Below are 17,532 nucleotides of genomic sequence, written 5' to 3' on the forward strand. Positions count from 1 at the left end.
CGGAATCGTCCTCCGCGGTCACCGCTTGCGGCCCTGGCCGGCCTCCCCCGTCCGGCCAGGGCTTTCCCATGCCCTGGGGCCCGCCCTCGCGCCGGCGTCCCCGGTTCCGGCACGGAATCCGTACGGGATCCGCCGTCCGCCGAGGTGCTCAGGGCGCCGACAGCGACTGAAATGGGCATAGGGAAAGCCCCGGAACCGAATCGCCGGCGAGGAGCCCCGTGCCATGACCAAAGCGATCAAACTCCTGACCGCCCTCCCCCTGCCCCAGCGGGAGCGGCTGATGGCACTCGCCCGGGAGGTCTCCTTCCCGGAGGACGACCGGATCTTCGAGGCGGGCGAGCGGGCCGACCGCTTCTGGGTCGTCCGCTCCGGCGCGGTCTCCCTGACCCAGCAGGTGACGGCCGTGCAACGGGTCACGGTCGCCAGTCTCGGCGGGGGCGACCTGCTCGGCTGGTCCTGGCTGTTCCCGCCCTACGAGTGGGACTTCGGCGCCGAGGCCTTCAGTCCGGTGCGCGCCTACGAGTTCGACGCGTCCTCGGTGCTCGAACTGTGCGAGGAGGACCCGCCGCTGGGCATCGTCCTGGTGCGGTCGGTCGCCGAGATCCTCGCGCACCGGCTGGAGACCACCAGGGGCCGGCTCATGGAGCACTACGCGCTGCACGGACGCGGCTCCCTGTGAGCCGGTGCGGCCCTGTCAGACGCGGTAGCGCCGCAGCGCCGGCATCGCGACCGCCAGGGCCAGCATCACCGCGACGACGAGCAGCCCGCCGCCGGCCACCGCCTCCCGCGCGCCGAGCGCGGAGCCCGCACCGCCGTGCAGGACGTCGGCCAGCCGCGGACCGCCCGCGACGACGACGGTGAACACCCCCTGCATGCGCCCACGCATCTCGTCGGTGGCGGCGGACAGCAGGATCGCCCCGCGGAACACCATGGAGACCATGTCCGCGACGCCGGCCACGGCCAGGAACACCACCGCGAGCCACAGGCTTCCGCTCAGTCCGAAGCCGGTGATGGCGGCGCCCCAGACGACGACGGCGCCGATCACCATCCAGCCGTGCCGGCGTGCCCGCGAGAAGGTGCCGGACAACAGACCGCCGGCCACCGCGCCGATGGGGATCGCCGCGAACAGCAGGCCGAGGGCGAGACCCTCGCCGTAAGGGGCGTACGTCTCGGCGGCGAGCTGCGGGAACAGGGCGCGGGGCATGCCGAAGACCATGGCGACGATGTCGGCCAGGAAGGACAGCAGCAGCACCTTGTGCCCGGCGATGTAGCGGAAGCCGGCCACGACCTCGCGCACCCCCGCGCGCCGCACCGCCGCGCCCGCGAGCGGAGGCAGGGCGGGGAGCAGGTAGACCGCCCACACGGTGACGCACAGGGCGAGGGCGTCGATCAGGTACAGCTCGGGCAGTCCGATCACCGGGATGAGCGCACCGGCGAGCAGCGGGCCGACCACCTGCCCGGTCTGCATGACGGTCGAGCCGAGCGCGTTGGCGGCGGGCAGCTCGTGCTCGGGCACCAGGCGGGCGATGGAGGCGTTGCGGGCCGGGGCGTTGAGGCCCCAGAAGGCCTGTTGCAGGGCGAGCAGCAGCATCAGGGCGGCCACCGACTCCATGCCGGTGACCGCCTGTATCCAGAACAGCAGCGAGGTCACGGCGATGCCGGTGTTGGTGATCAGCAGCAGCTTGCGGCGGTCCATGGTGTCGGCCACCGCGCCGCCCCACAGCGCGAACACGATCAGCGGCAGCAGACCCGCGAGGCTCGCGGCGCCGACCCACGCCGAGGAGCCGGTGATGTCGTAGATCTGCTTGGGCACGGCGACCGCGGTGAGCTGGCTGCCGACGGCCGTGACGATGGTCGAGGACCACAGCCTGCGGTAGGCGGGGCGGCGCAGGGGACGGGTGTCCATGGCCCAGCGGCGCCACCCCCGCTGCGGGGCCGCCCCGTCCGGGACCGGGGCCTTCGCCGCGGGTTCGGTGCCGCTCTCGCCACTGCTCTCGCTCGTGTCCACGCGCTCCCTACATGCTCGGTACATCTTTCGGCTGCGGGGATCACTGTCGCAGACGGGTTCGACTGCCCGGCAGCCGCGTGGCCGGGTGGGGCGGCCGTCAGGCCCCGGCGACCAGCGTGACGCCGAGGACGATCATGGTGGCGGCCACCAGGCCGTCGAGGACGCGCCAGGCCGCGGGCCGGGCCAGGAAGCGGCCGAGGTGGCGGGCGCCGAAGCCGAGCGCGGCGAACCAGCACAGGCTGGCGGTCGCGGCACCGAGGCCGAAGGTCCAGCGCAGCGGCCCCCGGTCGGCGGCGACCGAGCCCAGCAGGAACACGGTGTCGAGGTAGACGTGCGGGTTGAGCCAGGTCAGCGCCAGGCAGGTGAGGACGGCCCGGCGGCGCGAGCCCGCGGCGTCCCCCTCCGCCCGCAGCGCCCCGGACGGCCGGAACACGCGCCGGGCCGCCACCGCGCCGTAGCAGAGCAGGAAAGCGCCGCCGAGCCAGCCGACGGCGGTCAGCGCGCCCGGCCAGGCCACCACCACGGCGCCCACCCCGCCGACACCCAGGGCGATGAGCAGGGCGTCGGACAGGGCACAGATGCCGACCACGGCGAGGACCGCGTCGCGGCGGATGCCCTGGCGCAGGACGAAGGCGTTCTGGGCGCCGATGGCGACGATGAGCGAGAGGCCGGTGCCGAAGCCGGCGGCCGCTGCCGTGAGGGCGTTGGTCATGCCCTTGACGCTAAGCGGGCGATCACAGGACGTACAGCTAAAGATTCTTACGTATCCTTAGCTCTTGTGATGACGACAGCGGTGTTCGCCGATCTGCCCCTGGACCAGGTGCGCACGCTGCTGGCCGTCGTGGACGAGGGCACGTTCGACGCGGCCGCCGCCGCGCTGCACGTGACGCCGTCCGCGGTCAGCCAGCGGGTGAAGGCGCTGGAGCAGCGCACCGGCCGGGTGCTGCTGCTGCGCACCAAGCCGGTGCGGGCGACCGATTCCGGTGCGGTGCTGGTGCGGCTGGCCCGCCAGGTGGCGCGGCTGGAGCGGGACGCCTGTGCCGAGCTGGGGCTGCGGGAGGCGGGTGAGCCGACCCGGGTGTCGGTGGCGGTGAACGCGGACTCGCTGGCGACCTGGTTCCTGCCCGCCCTCACGCGCCTTCCCCGGGAGCCCGCGCTCTGCTTCGAGCTGCGCCGCGAGGACGAGAGCCACACGGCGGCGCTGCTGCGGGAGGGCGTGGTGATGGCGGCGGTCACGTCGTCGCCCGAACCGGTGCCGGGCTGCACGGTCCGGACGCTGGGTCGGATGCGGTATCTCCCCTGCGCCGCCCCCGACTTCGCCGCACGGCACCTGGAGGGGCCGCCCCGCGAGACCGTCGCCGAGGCTCCCGTGGTGGTCTTCGACCGGCGGGACGACTTCCAGGACGCCTTCGCGCGGCGGCTCGGTCACGACGGCGCGAGCGCGGCGCGGCACTACGTGCCGACCTCGGAGGGCTTCGTCGAGGCCGTCGCCGCCGGTCTGGGCTGGGGCATGGTGCCGCAGCCGCAGGCGGATCCCCTGCTGCGCACCGGCCGGCTGGTGGGCTTCGCCCCGGACCTGGCGGTGGACGTCCCGCTGTACTGGCAGCAGTGGAAGCTCGACTCCCCGGCGCTGGCCAAGGTGGCGGACGCGGTGGTGGCGACGGCCGGTGCGGCGCTGCGCCGGTAGGCACCCGGCACCGCGCGGGGCGACGCACCGGTTTCGCCCCGCTGTCGACAGGTCACCCGCAGCGGAGTAAGCCATGCACGAGGGCGCGAACGATACCCCCCGATCGCAGGTGACTTTGGTGACTCCTCTCCCTCGTGAACGAGGGAGCTTCTCCACCGACTCCAAGGAGTCGGCAGACGGCCAAGCCCTGACCGCTGCCGAAGCAGGTACGCAGCGTACTACGTCGCTTCGCGGCTCCGGTACGCAGGATGCGTTTCCCTCCCCGGCCGAAGCCGGGGACACCCACGCAAGATTAGGGTTGGAGCGCCGTGCGCTCAAGCGGCGCGAGGCGGTGCGCCGGAGGTCCGGCTGACGCCGCCCGGCCACCACGGGCGCTCGCCCGGGCGGCCCGGCGGGCCTCAGGCGGTCTGGCGGGCCGCGGCCCGGCCCGCCGCCCGGCCGGAGAACAGGCAGCCGCCGAGGAAGGTGCCCTCCAGCGCGTTGTAGCCGTGCACCCCGCCGCCGCCGAAGCCGGCCACCTCGCCGGCCGCGTACAGGCCCTCGACGGGGGTGCCGTCGGCGCCCAGCGCGCGGGAGTCGAGGTCGGTCTGGATGCCGCCGAGGGTCTTGCGGGTGAGGATGTGCAGCTTGACGCCGATCAGCGGGCCCGCCGCGGGGTCGAGGACGCGGTGCGGGGTCGCCACCCGGCCGAGGCGGTCGCCGATGTAGCGGCGGGCGTTGCGGATGCCCTGGACCTGGGCGTCCTTGGCGTACGGGTTGGCCATCTGGAGGTCGCGGGCCTCGATCTGGCGCCGGAGTGCGGCGGCGTCCAGGAGCGGCTTGTCGGTCAACCGGTTCATCTTCTCCACCAGTTGCTCCAGGTTCGGCGCGCTCACGAAGTCGGCGCCGTTGCGCAGGAAGGCGTCCACGGGGCCCGGGGCTCCCTTGCCGAGGAGGCGGGTCCGCAGGAAGCCGGCGCGGTCCTTGGCGGTGATGTCGGGGTTCTGCTCGGAGCCGGAGAGCGCGAACTCCTTCTCGATGATCTTCTGGGTGAGGATGAACCAGGAGTGGTCGTGGCCCGCGAGGTCCTCGGCGGTGCGCAGGTGGCGCAGGGTGCCGAGGGTGTCGTAGCCGGGCAGGCAGGGCTCGGGCAGCCGGCGGCCGAGGGCGTCGAACCACATCGAGGACGGTCCGGGCAGGATGCGGATGCCGTGGCCGGGCCAGATCGGGTCCCAGTTGCGCACGCCCTCGGTGTAGTGCCACATCCGGTCGCGGTTGACCAGGCGTGCGCCCGCCTCGGCGCTGATGTCGAGCATCCGCCCGTCGACGTAGGCGGGGACGCCGGTGACCATCTCGGCGGGCGGGGTGCCCAGGCGCTCGGGCCAGTGGCGGCGGACGATGTCGTGGTCGGCGCCGATGCCGCCGGAGGTGACGATCACGGCCTGGGCGGTGAGTTCGAACTCGCCTGCGGCGTCGCGGTTGGAGGTGACGCCGCGCGGCGAGTCGTCCGCGGCGAGGACCGTGCCGCGCACCCCGCGCGCGGTGCCGCCCTCGACGACCAGGTGGTCGACGCGGTGGCGGTGGTGGAAGGTGAGCAGTCCGTCGCGCGCGGCCTGCTTCGCGTGGCGTACGAAGGGCTCGACCACTCCCGTGCCGGTGCCCCAGGCGATGTGGAACCGGGGCACGGAGTTGCCGTGCCCGTCGGCCCTCAGGTCGCCGCGCTCGGCCCAGCCCACGGTGGGCAGGAAGGTGATGCCGTGTCCGGCCAGCCAGGACCGCTTCTCCCCCGCCGCCCACTCGACGTACGCCCTGGCCCAGCGCACGGCCCAGGAGTCCTCGTCCTCGGTCCGGTCGAAGCCGGCGCTGCCCTGCCAGTCGTTCCAGGCCAGGTCGAAGGAGTCCTTGACGCCGAGCCGCCGCTGCTCGGGCGAGTCGACGAGGAAGAGGCCGCCGAAGGACCAGAAGGCCTGTCCGCCGAGGTTGGCCGCGTTCTCCTGGTCGACCAGGGCGACCCGCCGGCCGCGGCTGGTCAGTTCGTGGGCCGCGACCAGGCCCGCCAGGCCCGCTCCGACCACGATGACGTCGGCATCCATGGCGACCGTCCCTTCTGTTCCGTCATGGGTCTGTTTCGTGATGGGTCTGTTCCGTCATTGACGCGTGCCGCCCTCGGTGAGCAGCGCGGTGAGCAGTTGTCCCAGCCAGACCCGGGCGTGCCCGGCGTCCCGGTCCAGGAGCAGTTGGGTGGTGACCCCGTCGTACGCGGCGACCACGGCGTGCGCCGCGCCGTCGGCGTCGCCCAGCACGGCGGGCAGGGTGGTGTGCCCGCGTGCCCGGGCGAGCCGGTCGGCGATCGCGCGTCTGAGGCGGGCCCGGTGCTCCAGCAGGGTCCGCGCCACCTCCGGGTCGCGGGCGGCATGCACCAGGAAGTCCGTCTTCACCAGGAGCCAGTCCCGGTCCAGGAGCAGCACCTCGGTGACGCGCTCCACGGCGGCGGGTACGTCAAGGCCCGGCCCGTCCAGCGCGAGCGCGCCGGAGACCTGCTCCGCGATCAGTTCGGCCCGGTCCCGGTAGAGGGCGAAGAACAGCTCGTCGAGGCTGTCGAAGTTCGAGTAGAAGGCACCCCGGCTGTATCCGGCCGCCTCGCAGACCTCCTCGATCGACACCCGGCCGAACCCCTTGGCGGCGAACACCGCGAAGGCGGCGTCCAGGAGGTTGGCGCGGGTCCGCACGCGCCGCCTGGTCACCCGCCCGTCCGTCGCCCCGACCGCCATGCCCCGGCTCCCTCTCGTCGTTTCCCCGCGTTTCGATGCGTGAATGTATCGGATACACCAATGTATCGAAAGGGCTCGAGCAGCGATTGGCAACGATAGAACGTATATTCGAATGAGGAGTACGCTGGTTCCATGACCACGCACCTCCAGGGCTCGCTCTTCGACCAGTCCGACGAGGTCCGGCTCGGCTCCCTCGACGGACTGCGCCGCACCCACCTCGGCTCCGGGGCCTGGATCGACCTGCTCCCGGGGTGGCTGGGCGGTGCCGACGCGCTGTTCGAGCGGCTGGCCGCCGAGGTCCCCTGGCGCGCGGAGCGGCGTGCCATGTACGACCAGGTGGTCGACGTACCCCGGCTGCTCGCGTTCTACGGCGCGGGCGACCCGCTGCCGCACCCGCTGCTGTCCGAGGCGCGCGACGCGCTGTCCGCGCACTACGCCGAGGAGCTGGGCGAGCCGTTCACGACGGCGGGGCTCTGCCACTACCGCGACGGCCGGGACAGCGTCGCCTGGCACGGCGACCGGATCGGGCGCGGAGCGCGCCAGGACACGATGGTCGCCATCCTCTCGGTCGGAGCACCCCGGGACCTACTGCTGCGACCGGCGGGCGGGGGCGGGGGCGGCGGCGAGACCGTGCGGCGCCCGCTGGGCCACGGCGACCTGATCGTGATGGGCGGCTCCTGCCAGCGCACCTGGGAGCACTGCGTACCCAAGAGCACCCGCGCCGCCGGGCCCCGCGTCAGCGTCCAGTTCCGCCCGCACGGCGTGCGCTGAGGGGTCGCGCCGCGATCCGCGTGCCGCTTCTGGTTGGCTGTCCTCGCGGGGCAGCCACCTGGAATGCGGGAGATCATGAGCGCGCACGTACGGCAAGTGGCCGACGGCACCCATCTGGTGCACGGCGGCAACACCAACTGGGTCATCCTCACCGACGGCGACGCGGTGACCCTCGTCGACACCGGCTATCCCGGCGACCGCGGGCTGCTGCTCGACTCCCTGGCCGCCGTCGGCAGTTCGCCCGAGGCGGTGGCGGCCGTACTGATCACCCACGCCCACAACGACCACCTGGGCTCGGCCGAGTACCTGCGCGCCGCCCACGGCACCCCCGTGCTGCTCCACGAGGCCGAGGTGCCCCATGCCCGACGGGACTTCCTCCAGCAGGTGTCGGTCGGCACGGTGCTGCGCAACGCCTGGCGGCCGGGTGTCCTGCCGTGGACGGTGCATGTGCTGCGCAACGGCGGCACCGAGCAGCACCCGGTGACCTCACCCGCGCCCTTCCCGGCGGACGGTCCCCTCGACCTGCCCGGGCGGCCGGTGCCGGTGCACACCCCCGGGCACACCGACGGCCACTGCGCCTACCACCTCCCCGACGCCGGGGTGGTGATCTCCGGCGACGCGCTGGTGAGCGGGCACGCCGTCTCCCGGGTCGGGGGACCGCAGTTGCTGCCCGACATGTTTCACCACGACCGGGTGCGGGCGGTCGCCTCGCTGGACGTCCTCGCCGGTCTCGAGGGCGACCTCCTGCTCCCCGGGCACGGTCCCGCCCACCGCGGGCCGGTGAAGGACGCCGCGGCACAGGCCCGGGAACGGGCGTTCTAGAGTCGGGGCATGGCCTTGCAGATCAGCGCCACCAACCCGGAGCACCCCGCGCTCCTGCTCGAACTGCCCTGGCAGACGCCGCTGGAGCAGTGGCCCGAGGAGTACCTCGTGCCGCTGCCGCGCGGCATCTCCCGGCACGTGGTCCGCTACGCGCGCGCCGGCGACGAGGTGATCGCGGTCAAGGAGCTGGCCGAACGGCCCGCGCTGCGCGAGTACCAGTTGCTGCGCGACCTGGACCGGCTCGCCATCCCGGCGGTGGACGCGCTGGCCGTGATCACCGGCCGCACCGACGCCGCGGGCGACGCGCTGGAACCGGTGCTCGTCACCCGGCACCTGGGCGGCTCGCAGCCGTACCGGTCGATGTTCGAGACGACGCTGCGCCCGGCGACCATGCACCGGCTGATGGACGCCCTCGCGGTGCTGCTGGTCCGGCTGCACCTGGCCGGGTTCGCCTGGGGCGACTGCTCGCTGTCCAACACCCTCTTCCGGCGCGACGCGGGCGCCTACGCCGCCTATCTGGTCGACGCCGAGACCGGGGAACTGCACCCCCGGCTCAGCCCCGGGCAGCGCGACTACGACCTCGACCTCGCCCGGGTGAACATCAGCGGCGAGCTGCTCGACCTGGAGGCGTCGGGGGCGCTGCACCCCTCCGTCGACCCGGTGGACTTCGGTACCGAGATCTGCGCCCGCTACGGACGCCTGTGGCAGGAGCTGACCCGCACCTCCGTCTATCCGGCGGGCAAGTACCACTACATCGAGCGCCGGATCCGGCGCCTCAACGACCTCGGCTTCGACGTGGCCGAGATGCAGATCGAGCACGCCTCCAACGGCGACACGGTCACCTTCGTGCCCAAGGTGGTCGACGCCGGTCACCACCAGCGCCAACTGCTGCGCCTGACCGGCCTGGACGCCGAGGAGAACCAGGCCAGGCGGCTGCTCACCGACCTGGAGAGCTGGATGGCCACCCAGGACGACTACGCCCCGGGCGACCCCCTCGGTGCCCGGCCGGAGGTCCTCGCCCACCGCTGGGTGCGCGAGGTCTTCCGGCCCACCGTGCGCGCGGTGCCGGTGGAGCTGCGCGGTGCGATGGACCCGGCGCAGATCTACCACGAGCTGCTGGAACACCGCTGGTACCTGTCCGAGCGGGCGCAGCACGACATCGGCCTGGACACGGCCGTCGACGACTACATCGTCACCGTCCTGCCCAGGGCCCGCGAGACCCTCCGGCCCACGGCGGACTGAACGGCGGCGTACCGGGTCCTCACGTGTGCGGGACCACCGCCACCGGGCACTCGGCGTGGTGCAGTACGCCGTGCGCCACCGAGCCGATCCGGGCGCCGACGGCGGTACGGCGGGCGCGGCGGCCGACGACCGTCAACTGCGCGCCGCCGGCCGCCGAGAGCAGCACCTGGCCGGCACTGCCCATCTCCACGTGCTCGACCACCGGCACGTCGGGGAAGCGCTCGCGCCACGGCCCGAGGGCCTCGCCGAGCGCCTTCCGCTCGTACTGCTCCAGGCCTCCGGCCTCGTCGGCGAGCGCCATCGAGCCGGGGCTGTAGGTGAACACCGTCGGCAGGGTCCAGGCCCGCACGGCCCGCACGGTGGCGCCGCGCGCGGCGGCCGACTCGAAGGCGAACCCGATGACGTCGGCGCTGTCCTCCGGCTCGCCCTGCTGGCCCACGACCACCTCGCGGCCCGCGGCCTCGGTGGCGGCCTCGTCGCCGGCCCGCACGAGGACGACCGGCCGGGTCGCCTCGGCGATCACCTGCCGGCCGACCGAGCCGAGCAGGAAGCCGACGACCGCCCCGTGCCCGCGCGAGCCGAGCACCAGCGTCTCGGCGTCGGCCGCGGCGGCGAGCAGTGCCGCGACGTCGTCGCCCTCGCGGATCTCGGTGGACACCGTGAGGTCCGGGTGCCGTCCGGTGACGGTCCCGACCGACTCGGCGACGGACTGCCGCACCCACCGCTCCTGGGTGTCCCGGTCCACCGTGCCGGCCACCCCCTGCCCCTGGAACCGCCACGCGTGCACGACGTGCAGCGGGCTTCCGCGGCGGACCGCCTCCCTGGCGGCCCAGGCCAGTGCGGCCAGACTCTCCTCGGAACCGTCCACCCCTGCCGTGATCGGGCGCGTCATGCGGGTCCCTCCCTGTGTCGCACTCACGTCGTTCATGGGCCCAGTCTTCCCCAAGCCGCCCCGTGACCTCGCAGGGGGCGCGGGGAGCGGGGACGGGAAGCGGAGAGCGGGGAGGGGAGCGGCAGGGAGGCGCGCGGGGGCCGGTGCCTCCGCGCCGCCCGAGCAAGCTGCGGCGATCGAACATACGATGGGCTGCAGGCCGGTGCGGTGACGGGGACGCCGTGCCGTGAATCCGGCCGCTCGACGTGGGGGACGCATGGCACAGGCCGACGCGGAGACACGGACCGTCATCATGACCGTGGACGACGATCCGGGGGTCTCCCGCGCCGTCGCCCGCGATCTGCGGCGGCGCTACGGCGCCACGTACCGGATCGTGCGCGCGGAGTCCGGCGAGTCGGCGCTCGAGGCGCTGCGTGAGCTGAAGCTGCGCGGTGACCTGGTGGCCGTGCTCCTGGCCGACTTCCGGATGCCGCAGATGAACGGCATCGAGTTCCTCGAACAGGCCCTGGACGTGTATCCGGGCGCCCGGCGAGTGCTGCTGACGGCGTACGCGGACACCCACGCGGCGATCGACGCGATCAACGTCGTCGACCTGGACCACTACCTGCTCAAGCCCTGGGACCCGCCCGAGGAGAAGCTGTACCCGGTCCTGGACGACCTGCTCCAGGCCTGGCGCGCCGGTGATCACCGGCCGGTGCCCAGCACCAAGGTCGTCGGGCACCGCTGGTCGGCACGATCCTCGGAGGTCCGGGAGTTCCTGGCCCGCAACCAGGTGCCGTACCGCTGGTACTCCTGTGACGACCCGGAGGGGCGGCGGCTGCTGTCGGCGGCCGGCCAGGACGGTCAGCGGCTGCCGGTGGTGATCACGCCGGACGGGACCCCGCTGGTGGAGCCGGAGGCGCCCGACCTGGCCGCGCGGGTCGGTCTGGCGACCACGCCGACGGCCGACTTCTACGACCTGGTGGTGATCGGCGGCGGCCCGGCCGGGCTCGGCGCGGCCGTGTACGGGGCCTCGGAGGGGCTGCGGACGGTGCTGGTGGAGCGGTCGGCGACCGGCGGGCAGGCCGGGCAGAGCTCCCGCATCGAGAACTACCTCGGCTTCCCCGACGGCGTGTCCGGCGGCCAGCTCACCGAGCGGGCCCGGCGGCAGGCCGCGAAGTTCGGCGCCGAGATCCTCACCGCGCGCGAGGTGACCGGTCTTGAGGCGGGCGGCGCGGCGCGGATCGTCCGGTTCTCGGACGGCTCGGCGATCGCCGCGCACAGCGTGATCCTGGCGACCGGCGTCTCCTACCGGCAACTGCCCGCGCCGGGCACGGACGACCTGACCGGCTGCGGGGTGTTCTACGGCTCGGCGCTGACCGAGGCGGCCTCCTGCCAGGGCCACGACGTGTACATCGTCGGCGGCGCCAACTCCGCCGGGCAGGCGGCGATGTACCTGGCCCGGGGCGCCAAGTCGGTGACACTGCTGGTGCGCGGCGCGTCGCTGGCGGCGTCGATGTCGTACTACCTGATCCAGCAGATCGAGGAGACGCCCAACATCCGCGTGCGCTGCGGCACGGTCGTCGAGAGCGCGCACGGCGACGGCCACCTGGAGCGGCTGACCCTGCGCGACGCGGCGGACGGCGGCACGGAACTCGTCGACGCGCAGTGGCTGTTCGTGTTCATCGGGGCGGCCCCGCGGACCGACTGGCTGGACGGCACGGTGCTGCGGGACGAGCGCGGGTTCATCCTCGCCGGGCCCGACCTGACGCCGGACGGGCGGCCACCGGCCGACTGGGAGCTGGACCGGCCGCCGTACCACCTGGAGACCAGCGTCCCTGGCGTGTTCGTGGCGGGCGACGCCCGCGCGGAGTCCGCCAAGCGGGTCGCGTCCGCCGTCGGAGAGGGAGCCATGGCCGTGATGCTCGTCCACCGTTATCTGGAGCAGTCGTGAGCGGGCGGCCGATGCCCTGCAGCCCCGAGGAGATCGGGGAGCTGTTCCTGTTCGAGAAGCTGACGCCCGAGCAGCTCGGCCGGCTGTGCGCCGAGGGCCGCGTGGAGCTGTTCGAGCCCGGGCCGGTGTACACCGAGGGCGAGGACGCCACGTGCTTCTACGTGATGCTGGAGGGGTCGGTCGTGCTGACCCGCCGGGTCGGCGGGGACGACGTGGAGACCAACCGCACCCAGCAGCCCGGGGTGTACGCGGGCGCGATGCAGGCGTACGTCGGTGACCGGGTGCCGCAGGTCTACAACAACTCCATGCGGGTCACCGGGCCGACGCGGTTCTTCGTGCTCCCGGCCGACACCTTCGCGGCCGTCATGCGGGAGTGGTTCCCGATGGCGGTGCATCTGCTGGAGGGGCTCTTCTTCGGGTCCAAGAACACCCAGCGCGCCATCGGTCAGCGCGAACGGCTGCTGGCGCTGGGCTCGCTGTCCGCCGGTCTCACGCACGAGCTGAACAACCCGGCGGCGGCCGCGGTACGGGCCACCTCGACGCTGCGGGAGCGGGTGGCGAAGATGCGGCACAAGCTCGCCGTGATCGCCGAGGGCCCGTTCTCCCGCGACGCGCTCGCGGGACTCATCGAGATACAGGAGCGCACGGCGGAGCGGGTCGCCAAGGCGCCCTCGCTCAGCCCGCTGGAGGCCGCCGACCGGGAGGACGCCCTCGGCGACTGGCTGGAGGACCACGGCATCGAGCACGGCTGGCAGCTCGCGCCGACCTTCGTGCAGGCCGGTCTGGACACGGAGTGGCTGGAGCAGGTCGCGGCGGCCGTCGACGAGGAGATCCTGCCGGGAGCGGTGGGCTGGCTCAACTACACGGTCGAGACAGAGCTGCTGATGAACGAGATCGCGGACTCCACCGCCCGCATCTCGCACCTCGTGGACGCGGCCAAGCAGTACGCGCAGCTCGACCGGGCGCCCTACCGGACGGTCGACGTCCACGAACTCCTCGACAGCACCCTGCTGATGCTCTCCGGGAAGATCGGCCCGCGGATCGAGGTCGTCAAGGAGTACGACCGTACGGTTCCTCAGATCCCGGCGTATCCGGCGGAACTGAACCAGGTGTGGACCAACCTGATCGACAACGCGGTCGCCGCGGTGAACGGCGCGGGCGGCGAGGGCACGCTGAGTGTGCGGACCGCGCTCCATCACGACCGGCTGCTGGTGGAGTTCCGGGACACCGGCACCGGGATCGCCCCGGAGATCCGGGAGCGCATCTTCGACCCGTTCTTCACCACCAAGCCGGTGGGCGAGGGCACCGGGCTCGGCCTGGACATCTCCTGGCGGATCGTGGTCAACAAGCACCACGGCACGCTCCAGGTCGAGTCCGTGCCGGGCGACACCCGTTTCCAGGTGCTCCTGCCGCTCACCTCCACGGAAACCGATCCGACCGAGGAGCCGGTATGACCAGCGACACCGGAATCGACCCCACCGTCCCGCCGAGCGGCACCGGCTGCGCCGAGTGCGACGCGGCCGGAGGCTGGTGGTTCCATCTGCGGCGCTGTGCGAGCTGCGGCCACGTCGGCTGCTGCGACAGCTCACCCGGGCAGCACGCGACCGGCCACTACCGGTCCACCGGCCACCCGGTGGTGCAGAGCTTCGAACCGGACGAGGACTGGTACTGGGACTACGCGACCAACGAGGTCCGGGAGTCCGGCCCGCGGCTCGCCGCGCCGGGCAGCCACCCCGCCGACCAGCCCACACCCGGACCCGCCGGCCGGGTCCCGGCGGACTGGGCCGCGACGCTGCGACGCTGAGCCCATGCGGTCCCCTCCGGCGACCGCTGACGACTCCCGGGATGATCCACACACGCCGGGGAGTGTCCCGGCGGGGCGAGCACGCCCGGCGAGGGCGAGCGCACCAAGGCCGGTCTGCGCGGGCCGCGAAGCGAACGTCCAGACCGCTGCATCACGCCGTCCCCATCCGGCACGCACCAGCGAGCGTCCCCGGCGAGGCGAGCGCGCCAAGGCCGGTGTGAGCGGGCCGCGAGGCGGTCGTGCAGGCCGTTGAATCATGCCGTCCCCATCCGGCACGCACCGGCGAGTGCCCCCGGCCAGGGCAAACGCGCCCGGCGAGGACAAGCACGCCAAGGCCGGCCTGAGCGGACCGCGAAGCGAACGTCCAGACCGCTGCATCACGCCGTCCCCATCCGGCACGCACCAGCGAGTGCCCCCGGCCAGGGCGAGCGCGCCAAGGCCGGTCTGGGCGGGCCGTGAGGCGGTCGTGCAGGCCGTTGGATCACGCTGTCCGCGTTCGGCGCGCGTCGCGGAGTGTGTCCCGGGCGATGCGATGTCGCCGGGCGCCGAGGCGGCCCGCACCACTGTGGAGGGACCGGTTGTCGGACCCGCGTGCCAGGATGGGGAGCGTGCCGCAGACCTCACTCACCAGCCCGCTCGTCGGCCGCGAGGACGAACTCGCGCGTCTCACCGGCGTACTGGAACGCGCCCGCGCCGGCGAGGCCCGCGCCGTCCTCGTCGCCGGGGACGCCGGGGTCGGCAAGACCCGGACCCTGGACGAGGTCGCGGGCCGGGCCGTCGCGGCCGGGACGACCGTGCTCACCGGGCACTGTGTGGACCTGGGCGACGTCGGCCTGCCGTATCTGCCGTTCACCGAGATCCTGGGCGTGCTGGCCGCCGACGAACGGTTCGCCGCCGTGCTGGCCGCGCATCCGGTGGCCGACCGGCTGCTCGGCGGCGGTCCGGACGACGGGACCGCCGCCACCCGCTCGCGGCTGCGGCTCTTCGAGGGCGTGGCCGCCCTGCTCACCGACCTGGCGGACGTCGCGCCGCTGCTGCTGGTCCTGGAGGACCTGCACTGGGCCGACCAGTCCTCCCGGGACCTGCTGCGGTTCCTGCTCAGCCGGGGAGTGCTGCAGCGCCCTGCGGGCGGGGCGCCCGGCCACCGGCTCGCGCTGTTCGCCTCGTACCGGGCGGACGACCTGCACCGCCGCCATCCGCTGCGTCCGCTGCTGGCCGAGCTGGTGCGCCTGCCGGGCGTGGAGCGGCTGGAGCTGCGGCCGCTGCCGGACGCCGACGTGGCCCAACTGGTGCGCTCGCTGCGTCAGCGCCCGCTGCCGGACACCACCGTGCACCGGATCGTCGAACGCGCCGAGGGCAACGCCTTCTACGCCGAGGAGCTGGTGGCGGCCACGGCCGCGCCCACCGGCGGCGTCCCCAGCGGGCTGGCCGACGTCCTGCTCATCCGGTTCGAGCAGCTTTCCGGGACCGCCCAGCAGGTGCTGCGCACCGCCGCCGTCGCCGGCCGCCGGGTGGGGCACGACCTGCTGCGGGAGGCCGTCGGGCTGCCCGAGGAGGAGCTGGAGACGGCGCTGCGCGAGGCGGTGGAGCGGCAGTTGCTGGTCTCCGGCGACGGGGGCGCCTATTCCTTCCGGCACGCCCTCGCGCGGGAGGCGGTCTACGCGGACCTGCTCCCCGGTGAACGGGCCCGGCTGCACGGCGCGTTCGCCCGGCTGCTCGCCGGGCCCGGCCGCCGGTCCGACAGCGCGGCCGAGCGCGCCCACCACTACCGCGAGAGCCACGACCTGCCCGAGGCGCTCGCCGCCTCCCTGGAGGCCGCCGACCACGCCCAGCACGTCGGCGCCCCCGCCGAGGAGCTGCGGCACGTCGAGGCGGCCCTGGACCTGTGGTCGGCGGTCGACTCCGCCGCGCGCCCCGCCGGACCCGACGCGGTGACGCTCACGCTGCGCGCCTCGGCGGCCGCCGCGCACGCCGGGGAGCTGCACCGCGCGGTCTCCCTCACCCGGTCCGCGCTGGCCGGCCTCGGCCAGGACGCGGACCTGGAACTCGCCGCCCGCGTCCGCTACACCCTCGCCGGGAACCTGCTGAGCGTCGACAACGAGTCGGCGGCGTACGCCCACAGCACCGAGGCGCTGGGCCTGATTCCCGCGGAGCCGCCGTCGTCGACGTGGGTCTGGGCGGCGGCCACGCATGTGTCCGCGGCCCGTCAGGTCGGGGAGAACGAGACGGCGCTGCGGGTGGCCCGCCGGGCCCTGCGGGTCGCGGAGGACCTGGGGGTCACCGACGCGCGCGCCGATCTGCTGATCTCCCTGACGGGTCTGGAGGGCGGCAACCGGTGCACCCCGGCGGGCCGCAAGCGGCTGCTGGAGGCACGCGGACTGGCACGCCGGGCGGGCAACGCGCCGGTGGAGCTGCGCGCGCTGTTCAACCTCGCCATCGGCAGCGTCGAATCCGGTGACCTGGAGGGCTGCCTGCCCTGGGCGTCGGAGGGCCTTGACCGGGCCCGCCGCGCCGGGCTGCTGTCGTCGCCGTACCCGCGCGAGATGCGGTATCTGCGGCTGCTCGTGCAGTACACGCTGGGCCACTGGGACGAGGTGCTGCGCGAGTCCGCCGAGCAGCCCGGGCAGGGCCCGGCCGTGAGTGGTCACGCCCTCGGGCCGGGGCTGTACGTGGCACTGGCGCGCGGCGACTTCGGTGCGGCCGAGCGGGCCCGGGCCCTGCTGGAGGGGCCGTTCGACTGGATGGCGCGGATGGTCGGGGCTCTCGTGCTGACCGACGCGGCGGCGCTGCGCGGGGACGCCGAGGACGCCGTGCGGTGGATGCGGTCCAGCGTGGAGGCGCTCACCGAGGCGGGCACGCGGCCCACCGTGACCGTGCGGCTCGCCACCCTCGCGCTGACCGCGGTCGCCGACACCGTGGTCGAGCTGCGCAGGGCCGGGGACGGGGCGGGGGTGGCCCGCTGGACGGACACGGCGGCCGAACTGCTGGCCGACGCCCGCTGGTCCGCCGAGCACGGCTACGACGACATGCCCCAGGGCCCGGAGGGTCAGGCGTGGCTGGCGCGTGCGGAGGCCGAGTGGTCCCGGATCTCCGCCGCCGCACCGGACCCGGCGTCCTGGGAGAAGGCGGTGGCCGCCTTCGCGTACGGCGACGCCTACGAACGCCTGCGCTGCCGACTGCGGCTGGCCGAGGCCCTGCTGGCGGCCGACCGCCGTGACGAGGCGGCCGCCGAGGCCGCCGTCGTACGCCGGGAGGCCGACCGGCTGGGCGCCACGGTGCTGCGTGAGCGGCTCGACGACCTGGCCCGCCGCGGCCGGCTCACGGACCCGGCGCCGGGCGGGGGCGGCGCCGCGGTGCTGACCGCCCGCGAGCAGGACGTACTGCGGCTGCTCGCCCTGGGCCGCAGCAACCGCCAGATCGGCGAGGAACTGTTCATCAGCGCCAAGACGGCGAGCGTCCACGTCTCCAACATCCTCGCCAAGGTGAACGCGGCGAGCCGCACCGAGGCGGTCGCCATCGCCTACCGGCAGGGTCTGATCGCTCCGGAGCCGACGTCGCCGCGCTGACGCGGGCCCCGGGAACCCCCGCCGCCCGACGGACGTTGACCCGGCACCGGCATCCCG

The 17,532-nt window shown here is 74.1% G+C and carries 14 protein-coding genes; 9 read left to right on the forward strand and 5 right to left on the reverse strand.

The annotated features are described in order from the left end of the window. The first annotated feature begins 223 nt into the window (after window positions 1-223). Window positions 224-679, forward strand: a complete 456-nt coding sequence (locus KUM40_RS29740; protein WP_217169285.1) for a cyclic nucleotide-binding domain-containing protein — start codon at window positions 224-226, stop codon at window positions 677-679. A 15-nt stretch (window positions 680-694) separates the two neighbouring features. Here KUM40_RS29740 and KUM40_RS29745 read toward each other — a convergent pair whose 3' ends face one another. Then, window positions 695-2,008 (reverse strand): MFS transporter, encoded by a 1,314-nt coding sequence (locus KUM40_RS29745; protein WP_217169286.1) that lies wholly within the window; start codon window positions 2,006-2,008, stop codon window positions 695-697. A 97-nt stretch (window positions 2,009-2,105) separates the two neighbouring features. Further along, on the reverse strand, window positions 2,106-2,720 hold the full coding sequence (locus KUM40_RS29750; RefSeq protein ID WP_217169287.1) for a LysE/ArgO family amino acid transporter: 615 nt from the start codon (window positions 2,718-2,720) through the stop codon (window positions 2,106-2,108). A 69-nt stretch (window positions 2,721-2,789) separates the two neighbouring features. Between KUM40_RS29750 and KUM40_RS29755 the strand changes: the two genes are divergently transcribed. Continuing rightward, window positions 2,790-3,695 (forward strand): LysR family transcriptional regulator ArgP, encoded by a 906-nt coding sequence (locus tag KUM40_RS29755; RefSeq protein WP_217169288.1) that lies wholly within the window; start codon window positions 2,790-2,792, stop codon window positions 3,693-3,695. 398 nt (window positions 3,696-4,093) lie between these two features. Here the strand turns inward: KUM40_RS29755 and KUM40_RS29760 are convergent, their stop codons facing one another. Together KUM40_RS29760 and KUM40_RS29765 are read right to left on the reverse strand one after the other, a co-directional pair. Beyond that, entirely contained in the window at window positions 4,094-5,767 is a 1,674-nt protein-coding gene (locus tag KUM40_RS29760) for an FAD-binding dehydrogenase (RefSeq protein WP_217169289.1), read from the reverse strand. Between the two features lie 54 nt (window positions 5,768-5,821). Continuing rightward, on the reverse strand, window positions 5,822-6,445 hold the full coding sequence (locus KUM40_RS29765) for a TetR/AcrR family transcriptional regulator (protein WP_217169290.1): 624 nt from the start codon (window positions 6,443-6,445) through the stop codon (window positions 5,822-5,824). A 132-nt stretch (window positions 6,446-6,577) separates the two neighbouring features. Here KUM40_RS29765 and KUM40_RS29770 point away from each other — a divergent pair, with 132 nt between their 5' ends. The 3 genes from KUM40_RS29770 to KUM40_RS29780 all read left to right on the forward strand — a co-directional run bounded on the left by KUM40_RS29770 (window position 6,578) and on the right by KUM40_RS29780 (window position 9,280). Beyond that, entirely contained in the window at window positions 6,578-7,216 is a 639-nt protein-coding gene (locus KUM40_RS29770; RefSeq protein WP_217169291.1) for an alpha-ketoglutarate-dependent dioxygenase AlkB, read from the forward strand. A 75-nt stretch (window positions 7,217-7,291) separates the two neighbouring features. Then, entirely contained in the window at window positions 7,292-8,038 is a 747-nt protein-coding gene (locus KUM40_RS29775) for an MBL fold metallo-hydrolase (RefSeq protein ID WP_217169292.1), read from the forward strand. A gap of 9 nt (window positions 8,039-8,047) precedes the next feature. Continuing rightward, window positions 8,048-9,280, forward strand: a complete 1,233-nt coding sequence (locus KUM40_RS29780) for a DUF4032 domain-containing protein (RefSeq protein WP_217169293.1) — start codon at window positions 8,048-8,050, stop codon at window positions 9,278-9,280. A 19-nt stretch (window positions 9,281-9,299) separates the two neighbouring features. Here the strand turns inward: KUM40_RS29780 and KUM40_RS29785 are convergent, their stop codons facing one another. Beyond that, window positions 9,300-10,172, reverse strand: a complete 873-nt coding sequence (locus KUM40_RS29785) for a universal stress protein (RefSeq protein ID WP_217169294.1) — start codon at window positions 10,170-10,172, stop codon at window positions 9,300-9,302. A 256-nt stretch (window positions 10,173-10,428) separates the two neighbouring features. Between KUM40_RS29785 and KUM40_RS29790 the strand changes: the two genes are divergently transcribed. The 4 genes from KUM40_RS29790 (at window position 10,429) to KUM40_RS29805 (ending at window position 17,475) form a co-directional block, all read left to right on the forward strand. Next, a complete protein-coding gene (locus KUM40_RS29790) occupies window positions 10,429-12,105 on the forward strand; it encodes an FAD-dependent oxidoreductase (protein ID WP_217169295.1) in 1,677 nt (558 codons plus the stop codon). Between the two features lie 11 nt (window positions 12,106-12,116). Next, entirely contained in the window at window positions 12,117-13,559 is a 1,443-nt protein-coding gene (locus KUM40_RS29795; protein ID WP_217169813.1) for an ATP-binding protein, read from the forward strand. Beyond that, window positions 13,556-13,909, forward strand: coding sequence for a UBP-type zinc finger domain-containing protein (locus tag KUM40_RS29800; RefSeq protein ID WP_217169296.1), 354 nt, complete (start codon window positions 13,556-13,558; stop codon window positions 13,907-13,909). The genes KUM40_RS29795 and KUM40_RS29800 overlap by 4 nt, the downstream gene beginning before the upstream one ends. Before the next feature lie 599 nt (window positions 13,910-14,508). Next, entirely contained in the window at window positions 14,509-17,475 is a 2,967-nt protein-coding gene (locus KUM40_RS29805) for a helix-turn-helix transcriptional regulator (protein WP_217169814.1), read from the forward strand. Window positions 17,476-17,532: the final 57 nt, after the last annotated feature.

The organism is Streptomyces sp. AC512_CC834, assembly GCF_019049325.1.
Classification (GTDB): Bacteria; Actinomycetota; Actinomycetes; order Streptomycetales; family Streptomycetaceae; genus Streptomyces.